This window comes from Acinetobacter sp. HZNU-JH01, from assembly GCF_037996845.1.
In the GTDB taxonomy this organism is placed as follows: domain Bacteria; phylum Pseudomonadota; class Gammaproteobacteria; order Pseudomonadales; family Moraxellaceae; genus Acinetobacter; species Acinetobacter haemolyticus.
Genome location: NZ_JBBMZX010000001.1, coordinates 763,602 through 789,512 on the forward strand (window position 1 = coordinate 763,602; position 25,911 = coordinate 789,512).

The following is a 25,911-nucleotide window of genomic DNA, read 5'->3' on the forward strand; positions in this document are numbered from 1 at the left end:
TGTTATGTCTATGCAGCAATCGTACGCAAATATCTTAACTGCCGTTGGTGAAGATCTTACTCGCCCAGGTCTACAAGATACACCTATGCGTGCGGCTAAAGCTTTCTCATTTTTAACTTCTGGCTATAGCAAAACGCTTGCTGAAGTAACAAATAGTGCTGTCTTTCCATCCGATAACCATGAAATGGTATTGGTTAAAAATATCGAATTTTATTCACTTTGTGAGCATCACCTGCTTCCATTTTATGGGCGTGTGCATATTGCCTACTTGCCTGAAGGTCAGGTTCTCGGATTATCAAAATTTGCACGTATTACTGAAATGTTTGCACGTCGTTTACAGATTCAGGAGAATTTGACTCAGCAAATCGCAGAAGCGGTTGTAGAAGTCACACAGGCACGAGGTGTAGCTGTAGTTATCGACTCAGCGCATATGTGCATGATGATGCGTGGTGTTGGCAAACAAGAGTCAACCACACGTACCGTTTCTTTTGTCGGTGATTTTAAAACAGACAAAGATGCACGTCGTGAATTTTTAAGTGCCGTTCCAGAAAGTTATTAAACTGAGCATTAACCATGTCATCTCTTCACTTAGCAGGTTTTGGTGAATTATCTCAACCTGAAGCGAGTATCGATTACCCACGTCCCGATCGTTTGGTCACGGGAAATCCAAAACGCCTGACTTATAGTCTATATGAGCATCCTCATATGGATTGTGGAATTTGGCAGTGTGAGGTGGGAGCTTGGAATATCCAGTTTGCGGACAATAAACAAGAGTTCTTTCAAGTCATTGAAGGTGTCGTGCGAATCCACGATGTCAAAACAGCTTCATTTGTTGAAGTGACCGCTGGAAATGCAGGTATTATTCCTCCTGCATTTGTAGGTACATTTGAAGTGGTTGAAACAGTTAAAAAATACTATGTAATTGTTGAAGTGTAAGCGTCCCTCAGGATCACACTTCAACAATTATCTTTTTAAAAGAAACGAATAAAAGCCAAACCCAATTTATTCCAGTCTTTATGATCTTGTTGTTCATATTTCCAATTTAAGCGAATGGCGTTATTGGCATTTAAACTGTACTGAACTTGTGTTCCTACCCTCAGCCCCCATTGATTTCGATCTTCCCAGTACGGTAGCTCGACTTGCAATAGGCTATTGACTTGATTGCTCCACTGATTCATACACCCAAGTGTTGGCCCTCCCCCTATCCGCCAACCTTTTTCAAGTGCTTTACCACCCTGTAAATGCCCTTGTACTTGTGCATAACATAAGTGTTTACGATCATCATCCGCTAAACTGTAGCCCACTTGCACATTTAAATTCATGACACCATGTTGGGATTGATCTGTAAAATCACCTTGCTCAATCGCCTCTTGTTTCCAACCTAAATTAAAACCCCAAGTTAAAGGCGCTTTAAAGGGTTGAATGGGATTATATGAGTTAACAGCGAGCAAATCTAAATGCTCAAGTTTAAGTTTATCCTCTCGATATTGCAGCGCACCATTTAGAAAAAGTAATTGAGTTCCTAAACGATAACCACCCGATGGATCAATTAAGTCGTGATAAGCTTGACGATGACCGAGCTCAATAAAGGTTTTGCCCTGCACCTCTCCAACGTTCACAGAAATATTTCGAGCATGATGTCCTTCAACAGGCTGGATCGAAGGTCTCTGTGGTTCTTGACGTTGTTTATCTATCTGAATCTGACTACGCTTTGCGAGTAACTGACGCAAATGTATAGGTGCAAAATCAGCATCGGCTTTATGACTAATATATTTTAGATATAAATCATCATAAGCCATTTCAAGAATTTTGGCTTGATCGTGCATTTCATAAGGTTGCAAAATTTCAGACACTTGCTCTATCGGTGTAAATGCAACATTGTGAGCAACTTTTGCCAAACTGTTTCCATGTTGTTTTGCTTGAGATAGTAACTGTGTTTCTAATGCTGGACGATAAATAACGTCTTTTACTAATTTCTGCTGATCGACCGCTTTGAGTGTCTCAATTGGAATCGCTGCATAATTAAATTGAGCCTTTAGATTGAGATTTGGACGAACTAAATCAATTAACCCGAGTAAACGATATGCACAGTTATCACTCACAAAATAGTAAGGGAAACTTACATGTTGCATTTCCCAAATATGCTCAACTAAGAATCGTGTTTCTTCTGGTGTCAAATTGAGCTCATATTCCCATAAATCACGACTTTCAAAATCACCATATTCTTTTACTTTACGGTAATATGGCATCAAAGAATATTCGCCGGGATATTGACCAGTTAGACCCTTCCATGCATAAGACCAATTGTCTTGATTATTTACCGTTGCTGCATAATTAATTGCATAAGAGACTAAGTTTAATTGTTGTTGATCTTTGGGATCTAAACGCAATAAGGTGTGTCCAAACATAGAGCTCGGATTACCCATAAAATCTGTTGCGTAAATCAATGTTGCTTTGTGAGGATTAATTTGGTTGATCCATTCATCGAATTCAGGACAGTTCACCGCTGGAAGTTGTTTTGAATCGATGTTTAACTGTTGCATCAACCAACGACTTCGTGCAGGAAATTTACAACGAATCGATTGATTATCATTAGATGCAATAAATAAGGCTTGAATATCTGCTTTTAATTCATTGAGTAAATTTGTCTGCCCATCATTGGCGTAAAAATATCCTTTATAAGTGACTTCGCTTTTATTTGTTTGCTCCGCATACATTAAACGCTGCCACGTAATATGCTGGTCTAATTTCTTCTGTTCAGCAATTTGCTGGTAATTATTGATATTTGGCTCAATCGCCGCATGTGCAACATGAGATAAAAAAGCTGTAATCGCAAAAGTTAAAAATTTCATTCAGCAACAAATATTTTAAATATAATTCGGATTGACTATAAGAAAACCCTGTCACTAGGACAGGGTTTTTAAATGCGATAGATTAAACGTAAGCTTTTAATACATCATCATTTGACATTACGTTTTGTAAAGAATCCAAAACTTGGAGTGTGTTTTGGTTTTTGCTTGAATAAATCTCAGCAAAGTTTGCTTTAGAAACTGCAAAGAAACGTGCTTTGTCTTCAGATTTAATTTGCATAAGTTCAGCAAGGACATTTAAGCTTTCGCCTTGACCAACTGCCATATCACGCGCCAAAGATTCAGAGTTTTCATTGGTGAACTGAACCACTTGTGCAGTCACTGTTCCACCTTGACGGCAGCCCAATGTACCAAAAGTAATACCGAGTAATTGGTTAGTAAAAATACCGTTGGTCGTTGCAGCAAGGATTTTAGGACCCACACCTTTTTTACCTGCCCATACTTGTGTACCAACACCACAACCTACATCATTATCAGCCATTGCGACAGTTGAACCAGCAGCGAGTAATGCAGCTAATGCAATTTTTTTTAACATCGGAAAAGTCTCCAGTATCAATTATTCTTTAGTATTTGTTATTACTAATGTGCTGTGACATCTCACAGACACAGATTAAAATAGCGAGGTTCAGGTTTTTTAGCAAATAAAATTTTTAATATTACTGAAATATTAATAAATCACCGTTTGAATATCTATATTATCCATTATACAAACCGAAAAAATGGATTAATGTAATTTCCAAACTCCTTTTCGATCACGAACACCTAATATTTTAAGTACAAGTACTAAACTCAATAACAATAATAGATACCAAGAGCCTAATTTACCCCATCCAACCATATGCCAAGCATCGACTTGACTTGGATATAGCCAAATTTTGTAAAAGGTACTGATATTTTCAGCAACCCAAATGATAAATGCGAGCAATAATAAAATTGGCAACATCGGGACATTGAAACGGTGTTGCTTTAGTTGGAAATATATTTTCGTTTTCCAAAAAATCATCACACTCCAAATAAACAATCCTATACGAATATCTGGAATGAAAAATTTTGTCATAAAGTTGAGATAAGACAATACTGCCAATAACAACATATTGCTAAAAGTGGGCAGGTTTTCAAAAGAAACTTGATAAAGTCGCAAAGAACGTGCAAAGAAACTTCCCACGGCTGAATACATAAAGCCAGCAAATAAAGGAACTGTCAGCAATTTAAATACTGCTGGTTGTGGATACTGCCAAGACGCAATTGCAGGGTGCGTAAGAAATATTTCCATCCCCATTGCAAGGATATGGAATAAAGCAATCACTTTTGCTTCTGCCCATGATTCCAACTTTAAATAGATCAAACAAACTTGGATAATCAATGCATAAAATAACAAATAGTCATAACGAAAAAATCCATAATATTCATGGCTTCCCATCGGTGCTGTGACTGCGAAAGCAATTAAAAGCAATATACCAAATAAGGCAGCAGAAGCTGCCTTAGTCATGAAATCGAGTGAGATTAAAAATAACGGCACAAAATAAACCTTTCAAAAATGATTAGGATTTGATGGCATTTCAGCCTCTAATCATTTAACCCAAATATTTCGCACTGTATTCATGCACTGTATCAACAAAAATCTTGGGTTGAGCAGGATCAACCCACTGTGTGATTCCATGACCTAGATTTGCAATATAGCCTGTCTTTTCACCATTTTGATATGCATCATCAAGCATCACTTTAACAGATTTCTCAATAGAAGCAGCAGAACCATAAAGTACAGCTGGATCTAAGTTCCCTTGTAGCGCAGCACGACCAGCAACAACATCACGTGCCGTATATAACGGTGTTGTCCAATCAAGACCAAAAGCATCCGCACCCGTCGTCAACATGGTTTCTAACCACTGCCCACCACCTTTGGTGAAAACAATAATCGGGATACGCTTTCCGTCTTTTTCACGTTGAAGCCCAGCAATAATCTTGGTCATATAATTCAATGAAAATTCAACATACTCACGATGCGCAAGTGCGCCACCCCAACTATCAAAAATTTGGATTGCCTGAGCACCCGCATCAATTTGTGCATTTAAATAATCAATGACTGAATCCGCAAGGTGATCAAGCAATGCGTGTAGCACTTCAGGTTGTGCGTACATCATTTGCTTGGTAAAACGAAATTCTTTACTCGATCCACCTTCAATCATGTAGGTTGCCAAAGTCCATGGACTACCAGAAAAACCTATCAATGGTACTTGCCCATTTAAAGCAGATCGAATTGTTGAAACAGCATTCATTACATAAGCAAGATCAGACTTTGCATTTAATTTAGGTAAATTCGCGACATCTTGTTCGGTACGCACTGTTTTATGAAACTTCGGACCTTCGCCTGTTTCAAAATATAAGCCTAAACCCAAAGCATCTGGTACAGTTAAAATATCTGAAAATAAAATAGCGGCATCAAGTGCATAACGGCGTAAAGGCTGTAATGTCACTTCACAAGCAAAATCCGTATTTTTACATAAAGAAAGAAAATCCCCTGCCTCTGCACGAGTTTCTCGATATTCTGGCAAATAACGCCCTGCTTGACGCATCATCCATACTGGCGTGGTGTCTACAGGTTCACGTAGCAAAGCTCGTAAGAAACGATCATTTTTCAACGTTGTCATTACCAATCTCTATAATCTTTCATGTGAAAGGCATGATAACAAAAATCACCTAAGATATATAACCACGTATACCGTTGATCTATTTTGATGACGAAAAAATTGTCTGGTCACAAAATTGCTACTGCAAGCTTGAGTATTTTCTGTAATACTTGCAAAGTCTTATATCTCAATATGAATAATTCTTAAGGTTGAATTACATGTTTGTTCGCTCATTACTCGCTATGAGTTTAAGTTGTATTCTTGCTAATGTTGCTTTTGCTGCGCCAACAACTGAGCAACCATTAAAACCGCAAAAAATTTCCGCAGTCCAAGATCCGATTGATCCTTTGGCAATTGATTATGCCGCATCAAGCAGTAGTGCGGTTTCTTCTGCTGCATCTGAGCCACAGCTTAGCCCAAATCCAGCAGCCAATGTTGCTCAAACAATAGAAAACACGCCTGAAGTACCTGTAACAGCTGCACCAGCACGCGAAGCTACGCTAGATACAGCAACAACAGCGACTAAAACACCATCTCAAGCACCTGAAGTTCCTGCATCTTGGACTATGGATGCAATTAATTCGGCTGAATGGTATGAAGACATGCCTAGACGCCAGTTACCTGTGTATGCGCGTGCTCATGTTATGTTGAATAACGCACATGCTTCACCGGGTGCAATCGATGGTTCTAATGGTCAAAACACGTTAAAAGCAATTGCATCATTTCAACAGATGAATGGTTTAACGCCTACAGGACAACTCACCAAAGAAACATGGGATGCCTTAGTAGCGAAACAAACTAAACCTGCTTATGTTGAATATACAATTACAGAAGCGGACCTCAAAGGTCCCTATGCTGAATCAATTCCAACAGACTATGCCTTACAAGCAAAAATGAAAGGATTGTATTACACCCGCGTAACTGAAATGTTAGGTGAAAAGTTCCATATGGATGAGCGTTTTCTAAGACAGCTTAATCCTAGAGCAAACTTTAACAAGGTGGGTGAAAAAATTATTGTAGCCAATGTCCGTAATGATTTACCTGAAGATATTCATTTAATCGTTGCACACAAAGGTGCAAAACAACTGTATTTATTTAACAGTCGCAATCAAATGATCGCTTCGTTTCCTGCAACAATTGGCAGTACAAGCACGCCTTCTCCAACAGGTACTTACAAAGTAACTGGTGTTGCTAAAAACCCATGGTATAGCTACTCACCATCTAACTTTGTCCAAGGTAAAAATCTTAAACCATTATCACTGCCACCGGGTCCAAATGGCCCTGTAGGTAACATTTGGATTGGTCTGAGCAAAAGATCGTTCGGCATTCACGGTACTCCGAATCCATCAATGATCTCTAAAAATACTTCACATGGTTGTATTCGTCTAACCAACTGGGACGCAAATGATCTTGGTAATAAAGTACGTGCTGGTGTAACAGTTCGCTTCTTAGAATAATTTGTATCATCCAAAAATATTAAAAACCGAATATCAACACTGATATTCGGTTTTTTATTTTTGTAGATGCTCTTGAAGATTAGGTAAAGGCTGATAATAAATCTGATTACGTCCCAATTGCTTTGCTCTATAGAGTGCTTTATCTGCCGTATCAATGAGCAGCTCTTGGCTAATCGCTCGATTACCGTTGAATACGGTGATACCTAAACTGATCGTCACATGATTAGATACCAAGGACTTTGCATGTGGAATCATCAACCGATCAATTGCACGATAAATATTTGTAGCTACAGCATATGCACCTTGTGCAGGTGTTTCAGGTAAAAGTACCACAAACTCCTCTCCACCATAACGTGCAATAAAATCCATATGTCGAATGGAACCTTTGATTGTCTTGGCGATCTCAGAGATCGCATGATCGCCCATTTGATGTCCATAAAAATCGTTATAGTTTTTAAAATAATCAATATCAATAAATAACACAGCCAGTGGTTTTTGTTCTTGGCATGCTAAGTCATAATAATATGTACACATCTCTTCAAAAGTACGGCGATTGGAAACATTGGTTAGATCGTCATGTTGGCTTAAATGTAAAAGTTCTGAAGCCTGCAAGCGTAATATTTTCTCATCAATCTCAGAAATTTTTGATTTTACAAAAATCCGACGTTCTTTCGAAGTCAACATCACGCTAATCGAAAACCCCAACAAAATACTGCCAATAAAGGTTCGACCAATCATCAATAAATCATAAGAAACATCAAATAAATAAAGGAAAAAGAGAATGACGATTGCCGCACAAGTTCCTATGATCAGCATATGTAATGGTTTAATACCGCTAAGAATAAAGCCAAGCATATACAGAAAAGCAATCAACACCATTGCCTGATTTTGAAGTACGACATTGGATACACTCATCATCAAAATAGATGTAAAAACAATTGTACAAAAAACCAGTGTGCAGACTGCTGGATAAAATAGGCGGCTAAACTTTCTGAATCGAGCGAATGCCCAAAATAGAAATAAAGCCAAACCAACGACAATCAAACTGAGTATGCTATATACAAAGTCTGAGAGAAAATCTTCAGTGCCTTGGATGACGATATAGTTAGACGGTAAAATCAGCAGAACAAAAATCGTATAAGTAATTACGCCCTGACCAAAAAACTGAATGGCGTTGATACGTGTCCGCTCAAGATTAAACTTCCAAAAATCATGTTCTAATTTTGGAGGTAAAGCATGATGTGTCCGTCCTGATTTAAAATGCTGAGCAACAAGCTGTTCAAGTGCTTCTTTGGACCTCCTTAACTGCTCAAGATCATATTGATTTTCCATCCTTTTTACTCTTCTTATAATTCGGCATCCTTATACCGCATAAAAATAACACAAATTCTCATTTTGTCATGAACTTTACTTAACCACTTATCCGTAATTGTAGTTACCATTTTCACACTTTATGCATTATTATTTGTATTATTTTTAAGTTTGAAGTGCACCTTGAATACACTTACTCTTTTACAACCCGATGATTGGCACGCACACCTGCGTGATGGTTTAGCTTTAAAACGTACAGTACCTGATTTAGCAAAACAATTTGCCCGCGTAATTTGTATGCCAAATTTGGTTCCGCCTGTCAAAACTGTGGATGAAGCTTTAGCGTATCGTGAGCGTATTCTTGCCCATGTTCCAGAAGGCCTTCATTTTGATCCACGTATGGTGCTGTATTTTACTGATCACACCTCTCCTGATGAAGTTCGAAAAATCAAAGCATCTGATCATGTCAATGCCATCAAACTTTATCCTGCTGGGGCAACAACAAACTCCGATAGTGGTGTAAGTGACATTCGCAAAGTTTATGCGGTGATTGAACAACTCGAAGAGCATCAAGTTCCATTGTTATTACATGGTGAAGTAACTCACAACCATGTTGATATCTTTGATCGTGAAAAAAGATTTTTAGACGAAATTCTCTCACCACTACTCAAACAATTTCCAAAACTTAAAATCGTACTTGAACATATCACAACCAGCGATGCAGCAAATTTTGTTCTTGAACAAGATCGTAATGTTGCCGCAACGATTACTCCCCAACATCTATTGTTTAACCGTAATGATATGTTGGTAGGAGGCGTGAAACCACATTTTTATTGCTTACCTATTTTAAAACGTCAAACACACCAAACAACTTTATTGGAAGTGGCAACGAGCGGCAGTCCGAAATTCTTCTTAGGTACAGATAGTGCACCACATGCACAAAATGCTAAAGAGAATGCATGTGGCTGTGCAGGTTGCTATAGCGCACCAAATGCGATTGAACTATATGCTCAAGCTTTTGATCAAGTAGGTAAGTTAGAACGTTTAGAAGGCTTCGCCAGCATATTTGGTGCTGACTTCTACGGTTTACCACGTAATACGTCAACCATTACCTTGGTCAAAGAAGAACATACCGTCGCTGAGTCTTTTGATTACCTAGAAGACCAAAAAATTATTCCACTTCATGCAGGCAAAACACTGCAATGGAGAAAAGTGTGACAGAAGAAAACAAAGTTCCCGTAATTGGTCAGCGTTTTCGTGGTTTTTTACCTGTTGTTGTTGATGTAGAAACAGCAGGTTTCAACTGCCAAACTGATGCCCTACTTGAAATCGCCTGTATTCCAATTGTCTATGATGAACATGGACAATTTGTACCGGGTCCCTCATTTCAGGCACATATCAACCCTTTTGAAGGGGCTAATCTAGACCGTCGCTCACTCGACTTTATTGGTATTGACCCATTTAACCCTATGCGCGTTGCAATGGCTGAGGATGAACGTTCAGCATTACGCCGTATTTTCAAATCACTCAATGAAATACGAAAAGCGCAACATTGCACACATGCGGTATTGGTTGGTCATAATGCTCACTTTGATCTTGGTTTCCTACAAGCCGCGATTGCGCGTTCTGGCACTAAAAATCAAAATCCATTTCATAGCTTTTCAGTCTTTGATACGGTGACACTGAGTGCGGTCATGTTTGGTCAAACAGTTTTAGCAAGAGCATGTATCCAAGCGGGTATTGAGTTTGATGGTAAAGAAGCACACTCTGCTTTGTACGATACTCAAAAGACAGCCGAACTGTTTTGCTATATTTTGAACAAACTGTCTCCTCACCTTCTTGACAGTTTGGTGACAGAACCCTAATATACACCCACCTCAAGAAGTCCCTATCGTCTAGAGGCCTAGGACATCGCCCTTTCACGGCGGTAACCGGGGTTCGAATCCCCGTAGGGACGCCAAATTCAAAAAAGCCACTGCATCATACCGACAGTGGCTTTTTTATTGCTAGTAGATTAAATCACTTTTTGTTCAGTTGATTCTGTTTCAATTACAAATGCATCGGACACAAAATCAGTTTTAGGTAATGTATTAGGTAAAGCTATCGATACGCTGCTCAAACCAATCCCAAAATCCTTTTTTATTTGATCAAGATCAGGTGTTCTTTGATAACGAATTAGCCGATAGCCAGCTTCAGCAATTAAAGCATCTCTCTCAGCATCTTTTAGTTCTTTTCCTTTGTGCGATGAGTCATCAAGCTCTACGATAGCCACAACATTAAATTGCTTATCTAATACAACGTAATCAGCCACCTTACGATTAAACAGATTGCGTGTTGCATATCCTTTAGCAGTCATAAATGCGCTAAACGCAACCTGAGCTAAAACAATATGTTCTGGTAAAGCTTCTCTAAGTCTCAAAAATGTTGGTTGCTCATTCATGGAGATGATACATCGTCCTTTTATAGGGTTACGCTCTCCTTTTTTATTCCCCTTATTAACATTTCCAAAAGCTAATACAAAAACTGCGCATAGAATTATAAAAATAATAATCCAAGTCATAGATATTTCCCCTTTTAAAAGAAATATTCTAAATGAAATTTATTTTATTTATTCATCAAAAATTAAAAAGGACTCCGAAGAGTCCCAAATACTATGCTGATTTTCGAGAGTTTACGCGTCCTTTGACCACCGCTTTAATATTTCCTTTCGCATAATTTAAGAATACCAGTAATGGTGATAATTTAGGATTTGGTTTTTTGCCCTGTCCAATCGCTTTGAACTGTGCTGCATACCAAATGATTTCCATAATTGCCATTTTATCGACAAAAGGAATACCTGTTTTAATTTGATTTACGGCGTAGCGCACGTCATGCCCTGCAATCAAACGATCTGTTAAATCTGTTTCAACGGCCAATGGACGAGCAATACCAATAAAGTCACATGCACCGCTTTCAAGCGCAGCGTTCATGCCTTCCACGGTGCGGAAGCCACCTGTAACCATCAACTTACAAGACACGTGCTGACGTATTTTCTCAGCAAACTCCAAGAAATAAGCTTCACGAGCAATCGTGCTTGCTTTACGTTTTTCTGCTTTCGCACCTGCCATCGCTGGTGCTTCATAAGTACCACCTGAAATTTCAATGAGATCAATACCAGCAGCATCAATCGTTTTAAATACATTGATCACATCTTCTTCGGTGATTCCTCCACGCTGGAAATCGGCAGAGTTGAGTTTTACAGAAATAATAAAATCATCAGATGTTGCTGCACGAACAGCTTTATAAATTTCTAACAAGAAACGCATACGATTCTCGATAGAACCACCCCACTCATCAGTACGCTTGTTGGTCAGTGGTGATAAAAATTGACTGATCAAATAGCCATGAGCACCATGTAACTGCACGCCTTCAAAACCAGCTTTCTCACAAATGGCAGCAGCTGTTGCAAAGCGTTGAATAATATCTAAGATTTCGTCATGTCTGAGTTCACGAGGTGTACCAAACATTGTGGCTAACATTGGACTAAAAGGAACAGCCGAAGGTGCGACAGTTTCTTTATTTAATCCCTTAGGACATTGACGACCAGGATGTGACAATTGAATCAATTGCACCATACCGTATTTTTTACCTACCGCAGCCCATTGCTGTAATTTAGCCAAATCGCGTTCGGTTTCAATAGCAACAACACCAGGTTCATTCTTTGCAGCAATGTTGACCATGACATTGCCAGTAATCGCACAACCCAAACCACCTTTTGCCCATGCCTCATACAAACCAATATGCAACTCATTCGGCTGTCCATCATGGTTGGCTAATGCTTCACTCATCGCCCCTTTGATGATGCGATTTTTAAATGTTGTATTACGAATCTTAATACTGTCTGCAATCTGACTCATGGTCATCCTCTGCTATCAAAATTAGAGCAATTACTCTAATTTAATCCAATTATTTATGGTGTCAAGTAACCTTGCTATAATTTGACAATATCACATGTCAACTTAATTACAAGACTAATACTGACTCGCTGCGATTAACTGACGGGTATATTCAGTTTGAGGTTGTGAGAAAAGCAATTCAGTGGCTTGATATTCCATCAGTTTTGCATGTCGCAACACCATCACTTTTTGACAAAGCGCTTTGACGACTTGCAAGTCATGACTGATAAAAATATAACTAATCTGCTCTTGCTGTTGTAATCGTCTCAACAGCTTCACAATCGCTCTTTGTGTGGTGCGATCCAGTGCCGAGGTTGGTTCATCCAAAATCATCAGTTTGGGCTGTAAAACTAAAGCACGTGCCAATGCAACCCTTTGCCGTTGACCACCCGATAACTCATGGGGATAACGATTTTTAAAATCAATCGGTAATTCTACTTTTTCAAGCGTCTGTTCAATCTGTTGATCAACAACAGCTTGATCCAGTGCTTTAAGTGCCAATCCTTCACCAACAATCTGTCCAATCGTCATACGAGGATTTAAACTGCTAAATGGATCTTGAAACACGATTTGAAAATCTGTACGCAAAGGACGCAATTTTTTCTCATTGAGCTGATTCAAATCATTGCCCAGAAAAACAATCTGCCCTTCACTTTCAATCAAACGTGTAATAGCCAAAGCCAAAGTTGATTTTCCAGAACCACTTTCACCCACAACTCCTAGAGACTCGCCCTGTGCCAAGGTCAAATCTAACGGCTCTACAGCAGTAAAATAATCTTTTACTCGATTTAATAACCCCTGTTTAATCGGGAACTTTACGCCTAGCTGATCTAGCTCAAGAATCGTTTGAGTCTCTGTAAAAGTAAGTGCCTGGCCAAAATCGTGATCCAGCAAATGCTGGGTATAACTTGCTTGAGGACGAGAAAAAATCTCAGTGACCGACCCTTGTTCCTCGACTCGCCCTTTATTCATCACAATGACATCATTGGCATAACGTTTGACCAGATTCAAGTCGTGGCTGATCAGAATCATCGCCATATTACGTTGTTGCTGTAACTGTTTCAGCAAATTTAAAATCTGTGTTTGTAAAGTTACATCCAGTGCTGTTGTTGGCTCATCTGCGATCAGAATGTCTGGTTCAAGTGCCAATGCCATTGCAATCATCACGCGCTGTCTTTGCCCACCTGACAACTCATGGGGATAACGACGTAATTTTTGTTCAGGTTCGGGTATGCCCACATCATTTAATAAGGCAATGACCTTTTCTCTTACTTTTGTTTTTGGCCAACCCAGTAACAATAATGTTTCACCAATAATTTTCTCCACACGATGTAAAGGATTTAAGGCAGTCATCGGCTCTTGGAAAATCATGGCAATTTTTTGCCCACGAATTTGACGTAATGCGATTGAATCTAAAGCCAATAAGTCCTGATCGTTCAGATATGCTTGACCCTGAATATTTAAATGGCTCGGTAACAATCCGAGCAAGGCCAAACTGCTAACTGATTTTCCTGAACCACTCTCACCAACAATTGCGACTGTTTCACCCGCAGCTAAATCGAAACTCAATTGATCAACTAAAACTTGGCCTGTCTCTGTCGTAACAGTTAATTGTTTAACATTGAGTACATGATCTTTTTTTAAATCATTGTCTTGGATCGAATGCATCACGTGTTGCCTCCCCAATATAAATCAATAATGACAACACAATTGCGAGTGTAAAAAAGCCCGACAATGCCAACCAAGGTGCATTTAAATTATTTTTCCCTTGTAGTAATAACTCACCAAGTGAAGCTGCATCTGGTGGCAAACCATAACCTAAAAAATCCAGTGCAGTTAATGCCGTAATATTTGCTGTCAACATAAATGGTAATTGCGACAGACTTGAACTCATGGCATTCGGTAAAATATGTCGAAAAATAATTGTACGATCCCTAACGCCCAATGCTCGAGCAGCACGCACATAATCAAAGTTTCGCGCACGTAGAAACTCAGCGCGAACCAACCCGACCAAAGCAGTCCAACCAAATAACAGCATAATCAAAAAAAGCCAGTATACATTTGGGGTGAACATGCTCACGAGGATCATCACCATAAACAGCATCGGCAACCCACCCCAAACTTCGAGAATACGTTGCCCAAGCAAATCAATCCAACCGCCATAATAGCCCTGAATTGCACCGACAATGATGCCTAGCACTGCCGCACAAATCGTTAAAGCAAAGCCAAATAACAGAGATACTCGTAAGCCATACAATACCCGAGCCAACACATCACGCCCCTGATCATCTGTGCCTAACCAGTTTTGTACCGTTGGTTTCGACGGTACAGGAACAGTTAAGTCCAGATTTGGTGTTTGATATGAAAATGGAACAATTGGAGAAATCATCCAGCCTTGAGCGGAGATGAGTTCACGAACAGCAGGATCTTGATAATCCGTTGCTGTCTCAAAGATGCCGCCATAAGTGGTTTCTGGATAATCTTTAAAGACAGGAAAATAAAAACTATCTTGATATTTCACCAATAACGGTTTGTCATTGGCAATAAACTCGGCAGCCAAAGATAAAATAAAAATAATCGTAAATAAAATAAAACAGCGAAAACCCAGTTTATTTTTTTTAAATCGATCTAAACGTGCTTGCATCACAGGTGACATTATTTCGCTCCTCGTGAATCAAAGTTAATACGAGGATCAATCACCTGATACAATACATCACTGACCAGACGTAAAATCAGACCAAGCAAAGTAAACAAAAACAAAGTACCAAAAATAACTGGATAATCACGTTGAACGATGGCTTCAAAACCCAACAATCCAAGCCCATCCAAATTAAAGATGATTTCGATAAAGAGGTTACCAACAAAGAAAATGCCAATTAAAGCTTCGGGCAATCCTGCGATCACGATAAGCATGGCATTACGAAATACGTGCCCATATAACACGCGATTTTCAGTTAAACCTTTAGAGCGTGCAGCGAGTACATATTGCTTATTTAACTCTTCCATGAAGGAGTATTTGGTGAGGTAGGTTAAACCCGCAAAGCCCCCCAATACGATACTTAACAATGGCAAACTCATATGCCAGAAATAATCTTTAATTTTATCCAATGTACTCAACTGAGCGAAGTTTTCAGATACCAATCCTTGTAGCGGAAACCACTGGAAATAACTGCCACCTGCAAAGAATACAATCAATAATACTGCAAATACAAAAGATGGGACGGCATAGCCCACTGCCAATAATAATGAAGTCGATTTATCGAACACTAAGCCATGCTGTTTGGCCTTACGGATTCCTAATGGAATAGAGACCAAATAAATTAATAAAGTACTCCATAACCCAAGAGAAATGGTGACTGGCATTTTTTCATAGAGCAACTGCGTCACAGGTTTATCTTTAAAGAAACTGGTACCAAAATCAAAGGACAAATATCCCTTGAGCATCAGCCAAAAACGTTCAGGTGCTGATTTATCAAAGCCATATTGCGCTTTGATTTGCTCCACCATATCCGCACTGAGTCCTCTTGCCCCTTGATACTGAGTTTGGGAACCCTGTGCTGTTTCTCCGCCAGACAACCCCACCCCTTGGAAGCTTTGTGCTTGTTGAATCGCTTGCTCAACTGGCCCGCCTGGTGCAATTTGAATCACAGCAAAATTAATCAACAAAATCAGAAACAAAGTTGGAATAATCAATAATAGCCGTTTTAATATATATGTTCCCATCAATCTTATTCCTATCGTTTAGACTGATTATTTTTTACGTAAATATTGCCCTACTTTTTTTGCTTTTTCAGCATCTATCCACCAATAATCAACTCCAACTGACAATTTTGGTTTTTGTTGTGGCTGTTGGTACATATCCCAGTATGCTAACCATGTTTCTGGCTTACCATAAGTTGGAATATGATAATAACCTGCTCGCAATAAACGGTCTAATACACGTGTATGTAATACCACCTGTTCACGACTCTCAGCAGCAATGATCTTTTGGATCACTTGATCAATGGCTGGATTTTTAATACCCGCAAAATTATAGTTTCCCTCTTCATCTGCGGCCTTGCTACTCCAAAACTGAGCCTGTTCCTTACCTGGTGTAATCGTCTGCGGTAAACGCATCGTGGTCATATCAAAGTCACTACGGCGCATTCTTTCTATATATTGTGGCACATCCACATGCCGAATATTCACCGTTATCCCTAAACGCTTCAGATTACGAACAAAAGGCATTAGCGTGCGTTGTAAACCATCTTGGTGAATTAAAATTTCGATTTCAACTGGCTTAGCCTGATGATCAAGTAAGCGACCATTTTTGATGGTATAACCTGCGTCTTGCAATATTTGACGAGAAAACAATAAATTTTGTCGATTAAAGCCACTTGCATCAGAAGCTGGAAATTTCCAATCAACCAATACACCTTTTTGCATCAATGGATTTAATTTAGATAAATAAGGGTTAAGAATGGACATTTCTGCTGCTGATGGTCGCCCAACTGCCGCTAACTCACTATTGGCAAAGTAACTCTGCAAACGTTGATACTGCCCATAAAACAAAGCCTTATTTTGCCACTCGAAATCATAGGCATAACTCAATGCTTTACGTAGGTAAATATCATCTAAAGGTTTACGTCGGGTATTGAATACGAAACTTTGAAAATCCAAAGGCTTAGATAAATTGGCATTATATTTCTTAATCAAACCATCTTGTACCGCTGGAAAGTTATACTCAGTGACCCAACGGCGTGAGATATTCTCTTCATGTAATGTGAATTGACCAGATTTAAACCCTTCAAAAGTGACATCCAAATTACGATAATACACATATCTGAGACGCTCAAAATTATAGCGTCCACGATTTACAGGCAAATCCTTTGCCCAATAATTCGGATTACGTTTGTAGGTAATACTCCGCCCGGCATCAATCCGATCAATCAAGTACGGCCCTGACCCTAAGATCGGTTGCATGGTGACACGGGTAAAGTCTTTATTTTGCCAATCTTTCTTGGAATAGATCGGTAAGCTTGCGACGATTAATGGCATTTCAGCATTATCATCCGATCTAAAGGTAAATTTGACTTGGTATTTCGATAGAACCTCTGTCTTTTCCAAATCCGACAAATACATCTTTAAGCCCGGATTGGCTTTTTCTTGATAAGTATCAAAGGTAAATTTAACATCCTCAGCTGTCAGTGCATCTCCATTGCTAAACCGAGCCTTGGGATTAAGATAAAAAATCACAAATTTAGGTTTATGTGGATCGTATGTCGCCTTTTCTGCAAGCAGTGGATACATCACATTTGGCTCATCCAGCGAACGATCCATCAAGGTATCAAATAGATAGTTGATACCATCTGTTGAGCTGCCTTTGCCATTCATACTGTTTAGGTTATCAAATGTGCCATTACTCGACTGGCTCAACATCCCGCCCTTAGGCGCATTTGCATTTGCATAAGGCATCACTTTTAAATGGGTGTACTGAGGCGTTGCATGTACTGCCAAAAAAGGCGTCGTTTGTTGAGCAGCCAAACTAAATTGACTACCCAACCCTAGACCAAATAAAAGGATGAGAGTTTGTGCTCTTCCATGAGACAAGTGCATATATATCCTTATAGATTTGGAACTTTAATCACGTCACCAATACGTAACTGTGTATTCGGAGCCAAGTCATTCATTTCAGCCAATGCTGTGGTTTGCATCCCATAGCGACTTGCCAACCCAATTAAAGTATCACCACGTTTAACACGATATTCAGTTACTGTTTTCGGGATCAAGATGGTTTGACCGCGCTGTAAACCTGTATTGGCACGCAGCTGGTTTAAGTCAGCAAGTTCACGGCCTGTCATTCCCAAACGGTTCGCAATACTATTTAAAGATTCACCTGCTTTCACGGTATATTGCTCAGTATTTGTATTGCGACTGCTTGTAGCAGCAGAATTATTTCTCGTTGGCTCCGCAGGTGCTGGCGCTTCAACACTTGCGACTTCACCTGTTAATTTCAGACGCTGTCCAATACGCACACCTGAAGTCGGTTTTAAACCATTCAAGTCAGCCAAGTAACTTACCTGTAAATTATATCGGCTGGCAATCGCATTCAAGCTATCTCCTGACTGAACCACATACTGATCTGGCACCGTTGAGCCAGCAGGAATCTTCAAACTTTGTCCAAGGCGAATACCACTATTGGCTTTTAAATTGTTTAACTCCGCCAACTCATTCAGTGTGATCTTTGATCGAGTAGCAATACTCGACAAGGTATCACCACGCTGCACCGTATAATTTTCTGTCTTGTAACTGGTTGATGCCGTAACATTTTCATGTTTTACAGTATTCTTGGTATTGGTTGTTTCTTCGGTTTGACCCACTTCTTGTAATGGGACATTGATTCGCTGTCCAACCATCAAGCTACTTGTTGCCGACAATCCTTCAGTCAAATCTGCCAGTTCTTGATTTGACAACGCATAACGATCTGCAATGAGTTTCAAATACTCACCACGTTTAACCGTATATGATTTAGTCGCAACTTTTTGTGAGGTCGCAGCTTTTGCTTCAGTTGCACGAGCAGTTTGCTGTGATGTACGGGGATTATTCTTTGGTTCTTTTAAGGTTAATCGTTGACCGACCAACAATCCATCCGTAATAGATAAATTATTATAGTCCGCCAACTGTTTGATCGTTAAATCAAAACGACTGGCTAAACTAGTGAGACTATCACCAGACTGTACCACATAACTTTCTGGTTTAGTTTCTGTCGCTTTTGTAGTCTCAGCTTGTGGCTTTGCATCATATAAATATAAGCTTGTACCCACAAATAAAGTACCAGCAGGATCAATTTGATTCCACTTTGCGATATCACGCCAGTTCACACTATTTTTTTGGGCAATAACAGCCAACGTATCACCTGGTTGTACTACATAAGTACTGCGCTTACCTTTTGGTGCGACGACAACCACTTCTGTATCTGTACTAATATAAGGTTTGCCTTGGTTACGTTTTTCATCTTCGCTATTGGCAGTAACTTTATCTTCAACTAGATTTCTTGGATAAGCAAAGCCTTTGCTTACTTCTTGTCCTTTTTCATCTGCTACAGATTGGCTAGTCTGAATCGCTGTTAACTTAATTTTTCCATCAAACGGATCGACGATCTCCGTACCCTTTGGTGCAATTGCCTTGATTTCAGCAACGACCTGATCTTTTTCAGCTTGTGTGGCTTGCGGCTCTAAAACTTGAGTAACTGATTTCTGCTGGCCTTCGGCTTTCATGGCTGCAAGAATTTGCTCACGTTCTTTGCCCGAAATCGGTGGCTCGGTGCTTACTGGTTTTACATTGGCTGCTGGTGTAACCGCTACTGGAATACGTGGTGCGCTTGGAACATCTGCCGCTGCTGCAAAAGAAGCCAATGCATCAGACCCTCTTGGTGTAGAGATTCTAGTATTCGTCGTCGTTGAACTTGGACGAGTAGTGGTACTACTCGCCGTCATCGTTGGTGTTGTTTTTACTGTGGTGTTACTTGATGGTGCAGTCGTACTTGTCGTTGTACGAACTGTTGTACTTGTATTTGATGAAGTATTCATCGCTGGTGGTGGCGTTTTACTCGCCCAGAAACCACTAGATGATTTATTTGAACGAAGTCGAGCATCAATAGATGGGCTTAAATCTGCTGGGATCAAAATACGCATCGGGCTCGTTGGGTCCATCACTTCACCACGATGTGCAGGGTTCAATGCATATAACTCAGCACGACTTAGACCCGTGATTGTAGAAATTTCATTCAATGCCATAGGTCCAGATAATGACACCTCACGAAAGTGTGGACGATTTGCAATTGGAGGCAATGACACCCCGTACGCACTTGGATTTTTAATAATTTGTGCAACTGCCAAGAAACGTGGCACATAGTTCATGGTTTCTTGTGGTAATTTTAATGACCAATAATCAGTCGGCAGACCTGCAGCACGATTCCGATTAATCGCTTGTTGTACACGACCAGGACCAGCGTTATAAGCAGCTAAAGCTAACTCCCAAGAACCAAACTGGTTGTATAAACTCCCAAGGAACTCGTAGGCAGCGCGTGTAGACTCCACCACATCACGGCGGCCATCATAAAGACTCGTTTGCTGTAAACCATATATACGTCCCGTACTCGGGATAAACTGCCATAGACCTGCCGCAGCCGCACTACTTGTTGCCGCTGGATCATAAGAGCTTTCAATGACAGGTAACAAAGCTAATTCAGTTGGCATGCCACGACGTTCAGCTTCTTTAACAGTATGGTACAAATAGCGACTAGCACGTGCACTCAATCGATCCAAATATGGTTGTCGCGAAATAAACCAACCACGCTGAGCTTCAATACGCGAGTCCCAATGATTCAAATCCATTTTGAAACCCACAGTCATGCGCTTCCACACATCACCATGTTTCAACACGAGTAGACGATCACCTTCTACTGCACGCATATCTGTGGCAGATAACAGATCTTCAAGCGAGTCTAAGCTACTCGCATCTAAATAACCCGATCCAAGTTGCTTAGAAGATGAGGTTTTTGCAGAATGAGGTGTCGAAGAACAGCCAGTTGTAATTCCCAGCGCAGCTAAAGCAGAAGTGAGTACAGTGATTTTGAATAATGATGTTGCAGATGTACGCGACACCAATGTGCTCGATTTAGACATAAAATCTTCCAGTCAACTTACGCTAGTTTATTACTTTGATAGCCATTGTAGTAAAGCCTGCTACATAGACAAGGCAATAATTTAACGTGATTTGCATGGAAATGTTACAAGAAATTAAAAAACATGAGTTTTGTAACTCACAACATCTGATTTTAGCTTTACAATGCATGATATTCGAGGGAGTGCTAATATTCTCTTCGGCTATTTTTGCTGACTTTATTGCAAAATAGATCAAGTTTTTTACTCATATATTGTTCAGGTTCAAATATGTCACAAACAATCACTCTTTATGTTGATGGCGCATGTAAAGGCAATCCAGGCTTAGGTGGTTGGGGTGCATATATCATTACAGAACATGAAGAACATAAACTGTTCGGTGGTGAAGCAGAAACAACCAACAATCGTATGGAGCTACAAGCTGCAATTGAAGGTATTTCTTTTTGCCCAATCGACGCACACCTTATCATTTGGACAGATTCTAATTATGTAAAACAAGGGATTACCGAATGGATTCATGGATGGAAGAAGAAAAACTGGAAGGATGTAAAAAACCCAGATCTTTGGAAAAAATTAGATGCTGTTTGTGCCAATCGTGATATCGAATGGAATTGGATCAAAGGTCATGCTGGTCATGCTGGCAATGAAATGGCGGATCAACTCGCAAACTTAGGGGCTGAACAAACTGCTCAACAACTCAAAGCATCAACACAGGCTAACGCTGATATAAAAAAGTCTGAAGCCGATTGGCTTTTGAATGATCCTTTGGGTTTAGACCTCGATACAGATGAAATGAATGATGAGTTAGATACTGAAAATGGGTCAGTGACTCTGCTAGATGAAGCTGAAGCAGAAAATCCAGTTCAAACTATGGAATCATTGGTAACGAATCAACATCCACACATTGTTGTGACCGAAGCTAAATTAAAGTTGCAAGGCCCACGTCAACTTATCCTCGATACTGAAACCACGGGTTTCTATTATCAAGATGGTGATCGTATCATTGAGGTCGGAGCGATTGAGATGATCAATCGTAAACTCACGGGTAGTTCGATTCATATTTATATTAATCCAGAAAAACCTGTAGGCGACTCGGTTGATGTGCACGGTATCACTGATGAATTTCTACAAGACAAACCAAAGTATGCTGAAATTGCAGATGCCCTGTTTGCTTATTTAAAAGGTGCTGAAATCATTGCGCATAACGCAACATTCGATATGAACTTCCTAGATATGGAGTTTAAACGTGTTGGTTTACCTTTACTTTCAGAGGTATGTGAAGTTACAGATACCTTAGCACTCGCAAAGAATAAGCATCCTGGACAAAAAAATTCTTTGGATGCATTGGTTAGACGCTATGAGATCCCAGCACGAGATCGTACCTTCCATGGCGCATTACTCGATGCTGAAATTTTAGCCGATGTTTACCTTGCGATGACAGGTGGACAGGTTTCATTTGACATCGATGCATTATCTCAACATGAACAAAATCAAAATAAAACCACACGTCAACGTGTCCAAATTGACTTAGCTGTGATTCGTCCATCTGAACATGAGTTAAATGAACATGAGACGTGGGTCAAACAATTTGAAGAAAAACACGGAGAACCTTGCCTTTTCGCAAAATAAATTTTTGAATCAATGTCGCTTTTTATATTTCAAGCCTTCAAAGTTAAGTTATATTAACTGTAAGTGATTTAGACCTCCTCAAAAGGAGGTCCATGGATATAACAACTCAGGAAAGGTGTAGGTCATATGTCTTACCAAACCTCGATTCATTTCGACCCAACGGCATTATTAATAATAAAAAATGAAATCGACAATTCGATTAAATTGGTAGAAACAGCGGTCAATACCCTTGCCGAAGAACAAGCTTTACCCTTCGGAATAGATGATGCACTCAATCAGTTTGAGCAATGCACTCAGGTACTTGCACTGATTGATATGCCACATTTATCGCAAATTACCCGATACTCAAGTGAACTTATGCGTAAGATCATGGCCCAACCTCAACAAATTAAAACCAGTGATGTGGTTGCGTTGAGTGAAGGTACGACGATGCTGAAACGCTATATTGAGTTTATTTGTTTACGCGAAGTTAAAGTTCCTCAGTTCTTACTCGATACCTTGAATCGTTTAGAACTAGCTTTGGGCAAACCATTAACGAAAGAAGGTCAAACAATTCAGCCTCTACTAAGTCTGATTAGTCCTCGTTTTAATCTGCCACTTGCTCCAACACTAGAGAAATCTCAATACATTCATCAGCTTTATAAGTTATGTTTGCATAAACTGATTAAACAGACAGAAACTCCTCTTGATTTACAAGGCATCAAACTTGTTGGTGTTTATCTAGCTGGATTATCTACCGATCTACAAAGCCAACAATATTGGCAATTAGTCAACGTTGCTTTAGGTTTAATTGATGAGCTTTCTATTACCGAAGCTCGGTTACGAACGCTTATCCAAATCGAAACCAATATTGCTAAGTTTTTAAACCAGCCATCTACATATGCAGCTGAACTCAGTGATCTTGCGGATGTATTATCGATTTGTATCAGCCAAGAAAACAATATTTCGCATCACATTCGTGATCAACTCAATATTGGTGACGAGTTACTGAGTGACACCCAGCTTCAAGTATTGAGTCGTCATCTATATGGTCCAGACTATGAAACCATTCATACCGTTAGCCGATTGATGACGGATGAAATGGCCCAAATTCGTAATGAAATTGAGTACAACTACCAAAACATGTCCACAGAGAAAACTCAAGAGATTCAGCAAAAGCTCAATCAACTTGCCAATGTTTTCAAAGTTCTCAATTTAAATGAAGCTGCAAAAGAGATCACACAACAAGCTGAAAAACTAAGCCATTCTGACTTCCTGACCGATGCTAATTCAGTTCAACAATTAATGAATGGTATTTTAGCTTCAATGAATTCAATTGGTATTTTAGAGCGCAATTATACCTCTAGCCGTCTACAGCTTCGTGTGAATAATCTACAAATCTCACTTGATCGTTTAGATGAAGCACATAAAGCTTTATTGACTGAAACGAAAACATTAATCGAGACGCTTACGCAGACTCTCAGCTTATATGCCCAAGATCCGACCTCACATAGCATTGAAGCTTTGCCTGACTACCTCAAAGAACTGTCAGGTGCAGCCCAATTCTTAGGTAGTACCGCACAACAAACTGCATTATTAGGTGCAGCAGATTTTGCTCAACACCGTCTTGCGCAGAACCAAGCATTAGATGCTGAACAAATCAATTGTCTACTCAATGTCGTAGCAGGTTTAGATTTGTTGGTGGATAACTTAAGGAATAAACAACCTGTATTGCAATCTATGTTTGATGTGGCATTATCAAATAGTCAGCAATTACAAACGATAGCAGCCTAATGTCTCAACGATCACTTGCTTATATTTTCCAACACCAAAAACTGTTAGTCGATGAAAATTTTCAACTGCCTAAAGTTGAAAAGTTAGCAAGTGATCTTCCCATACATCCAAATGATCATGTCATTGCACGTGACCTGTTAGAAGGCGAAATCATCCCAGAAGGCTTTCAACTTGTTCCTATCCGTGATTTGATTCAGACTTGGTCAACATCAGATTTCCTACAGGCCAGTCGCGCTGTACAACTGCTTGAATGGCGTCGTAATCATAAGTTCTGTAGTCACTGTGGTCATCGTACTGAAATTCATGCCAAAGAATATGCCATGATTTGTCCAGCTTGTGGTTATCATCAATATCCACGTGTTCAGCCTTGTATAATCACGATTATCACACGCGGTAGCAATGAAGTATTACTTGCTAAATCAGCCCATAACAAAGGCAATATGTATGGTTTGATCGCTGGTTTTGTAGAGGTTGGTGAAACTTTAGAAGAAGCAGTACAACGTGAAACAATGGAAGAAGTTGGCCTAAAGCTTAAAAATATAAGTTATATGTCTAGCCAACCGTGGCCATTCCCGAGCAATTTGATGATTGCCTTTCATGCTGAATATGAGTCTGGAGAGATCCAATTACAACTTGAAGAGATCAGTGATGCTCAGTTTTTTAAATTCGATCAGTTACCACAGATCCCATTTAAAGGAAGTATTGCTCATAGCATGATTATGCAGATGACTGAAAAAAGAAAAGCATCCTAATCGATGCTTTTCTTATAACTTCATGGATTCAATGCTTCGTCCAAAAAATGTAAAATAGTCCGTTTCGTCTTGAAATAATGGCTCATCAAACTTGCCAATGTGGCAACAATGGTAATATGCCCAGTCTTGGGAATAATCGAAATATGGCTATGATTACCCTTTTCCCTGAGTGCAATATCCAAATCAAGCGTATTTCTTCTTTCTACCAATTGATCTTGTTCAGCTATTAACAAATAATGCTTAATTTGATTAGGCTCAATAAAATAATATGGCATAACTTGTTGATAAGAAATATTCAGATCAAAGGCATGTTCTGCAAGTGGATCACCTTTATAATCAAAATGATAAGGACCTGCCAATCCAACAATCGCTTTGATTTGATCTTTATATTTAAAGTTCTTCGCTTGAGCAGAATAAACCACAGACATCACATTAAATGCACCAGCGGAATGCCCCATCAAAATCAGATTTTCTGTTGATATCTTTAACTTCGTTTGATTCTGATTCAGATAATGGATAGCTTGTGCAATATCATCAATAAAAGCAGGAAAAATATGCTCAGGTGCAAGATGATAATTGATCACAGCGACATCATAGCCTTCACGGGCAAATGTTTCACCGATAAACAAATAATCTCGCTTATTGCCATGCTGCCATGATCCCCCATGCACAAAGACAATCAGCGGTTTTTGTGGCTTGGCATTTTTACTTCGATATAGATCTAAACGTTGGCGTGCTTTTAATCCATAAGCAAGGTGTTCTTCCTTTTCGAAAGTATCTTTAGGTGTTAAATAGTTAATCGAATAACTTGCAAAATCATACAGACGAAATTCTTTATAAAAGTCTTTCGCCCGTATAACATTTTCTTGAACTTGTTGAATAAGTTGTTTCATA

The 25,911-nt window shown here is 39.5% G+C and carries 21 protein-coding genes and 1 tRNA gene; 9 read left to right on the forward strand and 13 right to left on the reverse strand.

The genetic code is table 11. From position 1 onward, the window contains the following. Nucleotides 1-10 precede the first annotated feature (10 nt). The gene (gene folE, locus AAC851_RS03695) at nt 11-559 is read left to right on the forward strand and encodes a GTP cyclohydrolase I FolE (protein WP_340601035.1); all 549 of its coding nucleotides are present in this window, start codon (nt 11-13) and stop codon (nt 557-559) included. Nucleotides 560-573: 14 nt separating this feature from the next. Continuing rightward, complete coding sequence (locus AAC851_RS03700) at nt 574-936, forward strand: cupin domain-containing protein (RefSeq protein WP_340600519.1); 363 nt, start codon at nt 574-576, stop codon at nt 934-936. A gap of 35 nt (nt 937-971) precedes the next feature. On the opposite strand, the gene AAC851_RS03705 is transcribed toward AAC851_RS03700, so the two are convergent. From AAC851_RS03705 to hemE, 4 genes are all read right to left on the reverse strand, one after another. After that, on the reverse strand, nt 972-2,852 hold the full coding sequence (locus tag AAC851_RS03705) for an Lnb N-terminal periplasmic domain-containing protein (RefSeq protein ID WP_340600520.1): 1,881 nt from the start codon (nt 2,850-2,852) through the stop codon (nt 972-974). Between the two features lie 82 nt (nt 2,853-2,934). Beyond that, nucleotides 2,935-3,405 (reverse strand): DUF3015 family protein, encoded by a 471-nt coding sequence (locus AAC851_RS03710; protein WP_004638449.1) that lies wholly within the window; start codon nt 3,403-3,405, stop codon nt 2,935-2,937. Between the two features lie 189 nt (nt 3,406-3,594). Continuing rightward, nucleotides 3,595-4,359, reverse strand: coding sequence for a DUF817 family protein (locus tag AAC851_RS03715; protein WP_017394509.1), 765 nt, complete (start codon nt 4,357-4,359; stop codon nt 3,595-3,597). Between the two features lie 85 nt (nt 4,360-4,444). Then, entirely contained in the window at nt 4,445-5,518 is a 1,074-nt protein-coding gene (hemE, locus tag AAC851_RS03720; protein WP_160127188.1) for a uroporphyrinogen decarboxylase, read from the reverse strand. A 197-nt stretch (nt 5,519-5,715) separates the two neighbouring features. Between hemE and AAC851_RS03725 the strand changes: the two genes are divergently transcribed. After that, on the forward strand, nt 5,716-6,954 hold the full coding sequence (locus tag AAC851_RS03725) for a L,D-transpeptidase family protein (RefSeq protein ID WP_340600521.1): 1,239 nt from the start codon (nt 5,716-5,718) through the stop codon (nt 6,952-6,954). A gap of 54 nt (nt 6,955-7,008) precedes the next feature. Here AAC851_RS03725 and AAC851_RS03730 read toward each other — a convergent pair whose 3' ends face one another. Then, complete coding sequence (locus AAC851_RS03730; protein WP_075315876.1) at nt 7,009-8,286, reverse strand: GGDEF domain-containing protein; 1,278 nt, start codon at nt 8,284-8,286, stop codon at nt 7,009-7,011. A gap of 162 nt (nt 8,287-8,448) precedes the next feature. On the opposite strand from AAC851_RS03730, the gene pyrC reads away from it, so the two are divergent. The 3 genes from pyrC to AAC851_RS03745 all read left to right on the forward strand — a co-directional run bounded on the left by pyrC (nt 8,449) and on the right by AAC851_RS03745 (nt 10,225). Beyond that, nucleotides 8,449-9,483 (forward strand): dihydroorotase, encoded by a 1,035-nt coding sequence (pyrC, locus tag AAC851_RS03735; RefSeq protein WP_004638444.1) that lies wholly within the window; start codon nt 8,449-8,451, stop codon nt 9,481-9,483. Next, on the forward strand, nt 9,468-10,130 hold the full coding sequence (gene rnt / locus AAC851_RS03740; protein WP_340600522.1) for a ribonuclease T: 663 nt from the start codon (nt 9,468-9,470) through the stop codon (nt 10,128-10,130). Before pyrC ends, rnt begins: the two co-directional genes overlap by 16 nt. 19 nt (nt 10,131-10,149) lie before the next feature. Continuing rightward, nucleotides 10,150-10,225, forward strand: a tRNA-Glu gene (locus AAC851_RS03745). Nucleotides 10,226-10,279: 54 nt separating this feature from the next. Here the strand turns inward: AAC851_RS03745 and AAC851_RS03750 are convergent. The 7 genes from AAC851_RS03750 to AAC851_RS03780 all read right to left on the reverse strand — a co-directional run bounded on the left by AAC851_RS03750 (nt 10,280) and on the right by AAC851_RS03780 (nt 20,866). Beyond that, on the reverse strand, nt 10,280-10,825 hold the full coding sequence (locus AAC851_RS03750) for a DUF2726 domain-containing protein (RefSeq protein WP_340600523.1): 546 nt from the start codon (nt 10,823-10,825) through the stop codon (nt 10,280-10,282). A gap of 91 nt (nt 10,826-10,916) precedes the next feature. Beyond that, nucleotides 10,917-12,161, reverse strand: coding sequence for an NADH:flavin oxidoreductase/NADH oxidase family protein (locus AAC851_RS03755; protein ID WP_340600524.1), 1,245 nt, complete (start codon nt 12,159-12,161; stop codon nt 10,917-10,919). 114 nt (nt 12,162-12,275) lie between these two features. Then, nucleotides 12,276-13,868 carry an ABC transporter ATP-binding protein gene (locus AAC851_RS03760; protein ID WP_125502044.1) on the reverse strand — a complete coding sequence of 531 codons (1,593 nt, stop codon included), beginning with the start codon at nt 13,866-13,868 and terminating at the stop codon, nt 12,276-12,278. Further along, on the reverse strand, nt 13,846-14,856 hold the full coding sequence (locus AAC851_RS03765; protein WP_125502004.1) for an ABC transporter permease: 1,011 nt from the start codon (nt 14,854-14,856) through the stop codon (nt 13,846-13,848). Before AAC851_RS03765 ends, AAC851_RS03760 begins: the two co-directional genes overlap by 23 nt. Next, on the reverse strand, nt 14,856-15,923 hold the full coding sequence (locus AAC851_RS03770) for a microcin C ABC transporter permease YejB (RefSeq protein WP_125502006.1): 1,068 nt from the start codon (nt 15,921-15,923) through the stop codon (nt 14,856-14,858). Before AAC851_RS03770 ends, AAC851_RS03765 begins: the two co-directional genes overlap by 1 nt. 27 nt (nt 15,924-15,950) lie before the next feature. Beyond that, nucleotides 15,951-17,795, reverse strand: coding sequence for an extracellular solute-binding protein (locus AAC851_RS03775; RefSeq protein ID WP_125502008.1), 1,845 nt, complete (start codon nt 17,793-17,795; stop codon nt 15,951-15,953). Between the two features lie 8 nt (nt 17,796-17,803). Beyond that, nucleotides 17,804-20,866 carry a lytic transglycosylase gene (locus AAC851_RS03780; protein ID WP_340600525.1) on the reverse strand — a complete coding sequence of 1,021 codons (3,063 nt, stop codon included), beginning with the start codon at nt 20,864-20,866 and terminating at the stop codon, nt 17,804-17,806. 267 nt (nt 20,867-21,133) lie between these two features. On the opposite strand from AAC851_RS03780, the gene dnaQ reads away from it, so the two are divergent. The 3 genes from dnaQ to nudC all read left to right on the forward strand — a co-directional run bounded on the left by dnaQ (nt 21,134) and on the right by nudC (nt 25,017). Next, on the forward strand, nt 21,134-22,492 hold the full coding sequence (gene dnaQ / locus AAC851_RS03785) for a DNA polymerase III subunit epsilon (RefSeq protein WP_340600526.1): 1,359 nt from the start codon (nt 21,134-21,136) through the stop codon (nt 22,490-22,492). 126 nt (nt 22,493-22,618) lie between these two features. Beyond that, complete coding sequence (locus tag AAC851_RS03790) at nt 22,619-24,265, forward strand: chemotaxis protein (protein WP_340600527.1); 1,647 nt, start codon at nt 22,619-22,621, stop codon at nt 24,263-24,265. Then, entirely contained in the window at nt 24,265-25,017 is a 753-nt protein-coding gene (nudC, locus tag AAC851_RS03795) for an NAD(+) diphosphatase (RefSeq protein WP_005081970.1), read from the forward strand. Before AAC851_RS03790 ends, nudC begins: the two co-directional genes overlap by 1 nt. Nucleotides 25,018-25,037: 20 nt before the next feature. On the opposite strand, the gene AAC851_RS03800 is transcribed toward nudC, so the two are convergent. Next, nucleotides 25,038-25,910, reverse strand: a complete 873-nt coding sequence (locus tag AAC851_RS03800) for an alpha/beta hydrolase (protein WP_004638432.1) — start codon at nt 25,908-25,910, stop codon at nt 25,038-25,040. Nucleotide 25,911 lies beyond the last annotated feature (1 nt).

Bases quoted from the DNA above. Each gene is read 5' to 3' on its own strand.
- folE (WP_340601035.1), top strand. From the start codon at position 11: ATGCAGCAATCGTACGCAAATATCTTAACTGCCGTTGGTGAAGATCTT.
- AAC851_RS03700 (WP_340600519.1), top strand. From the start codon at position 574: ATGTCATCTCTTCACTTAGCAGGTTTTGGTGAATTATCTCAACCTGAA.
- AAC851_RS03705 (WP_340600520.1), bottom strand. From the start codon at position 2,852: ATGAAATTTTTAACTTTTGCGATTACAGCTTTTTTATCTCATGTTGCA.
- AAC851_RS03710 (WP_004638449.1), bottom strand. From the start codon at position 3,405: ATGTTAAAAAAAATTGCATTAGCTGCATTACTCGCTGCTGGTTCAACT.
- AAC851_RS03715 (WP_017394509.1), bottom strand. From the start codon at position 4,359: ATGACTAAGGCAGCTTCTGCTGCCTTATTTGGTATATTGCTTTTAATT.
- hemE (WP_160127188.1), bottom strand. From the start codon at position 5,518: ATGACAACGTTGAAAAATGATCGTTTCTTACGAGCTTTGCTACGTGAA.
- AAC851_RS03725 (WP_340600521.1), top strand. From the start codon at position 5,716: ATGTTTGTTCGCTCATTACTCGCTATGAGTTTAAGTTGTATTCTTGCT.
- AAC851_RS03730 (WP_075315876.1), bottom strand. From the start codon at position 8,286: ATGGAAAATCAATATGATCTTGAGCAGTTAAGGAGGTCCAAAGAAGCA.
- rnt (WP_340600522.1), top strand. From the start codon at position 9,468: ATGGAGAAAAGTGTGACAGAAGAAAACAAAGTTCCCGTAATTGGTCAG.
- AAC851_RS03750 (WP_340600523.1), bottom strand. From the start codon at position 10,825: ATGACTTGGATTATTATTTTTATAATTCTATGCGCAGTTTTTGTATTA.
- AAC851_RS03755 (WP_340600524.1), bottom strand. From the start codon at position 12,161: ATGAGTCAGATTGCAGACAGTATTAAGATTCGTAATACAACATTTAAA.
- AAC851_RS03760 (WP_125502044.1), bottom strand. From the start codon at position 13,868: ATGCATTCGATCCAAGACAATGATTTAAAAAAAGATCATGTACTCAAT.
- AAC851_RS03765 (WP_125502004.1), bottom strand. From the start codon at position 14,856: ATGTCACCTGTGATGCAAGCACGTTTAGATCGATTTAAAAAAAATAAA.
- AAC851_RS03770 (WP_125502006.1), bottom strand. From the start codon at position 15,923: ATGGGAACATATATATTAAAACGGCTATTATTGATTATTCCAACTTTG.
- AAC851_RS03775 (WP_125502008.1), bottom strand. From the start codon at position 17,795: ATGCACTTGTCTCATGGAAGAGCACAAACTCTCATCCTTTTATTTGGT.
- AAC851_RS03780 (WP_340600525.1), bottom strand. From the start codon at position 20,866: ATGTCTAAATCGAGCACATTGGTGTCGCGTACATCTGCAACATCATTA.
- dnaQ (WP_340600526.1), top strand. From the start codon at position 21,134: ATGTCACAAACAATCACTCTTTATGTTGATGGCGCATGTAAAGGCAAT.
- AAC851_RS03790 (WP_340600527.1), top strand. From the start codon at position 22,619: ATGTCTTACCAAACCTCGATTCATTTCGACCCAACGGCATTATTAATA.
- nudC (WP_005081970.1), top strand. From the start codon at position 24,265: ATGTCTCAACGATCACTTGCTTATATTTTCCAACACCAAAAACTGTTA.
- AAC851_RS03800 (WP_004638432.1), bottom strand. From the start codon at position 25,910: ATGAAACAACTTATTCAACAAGTTCAAGAAAATGTTATACGGGCGAAA.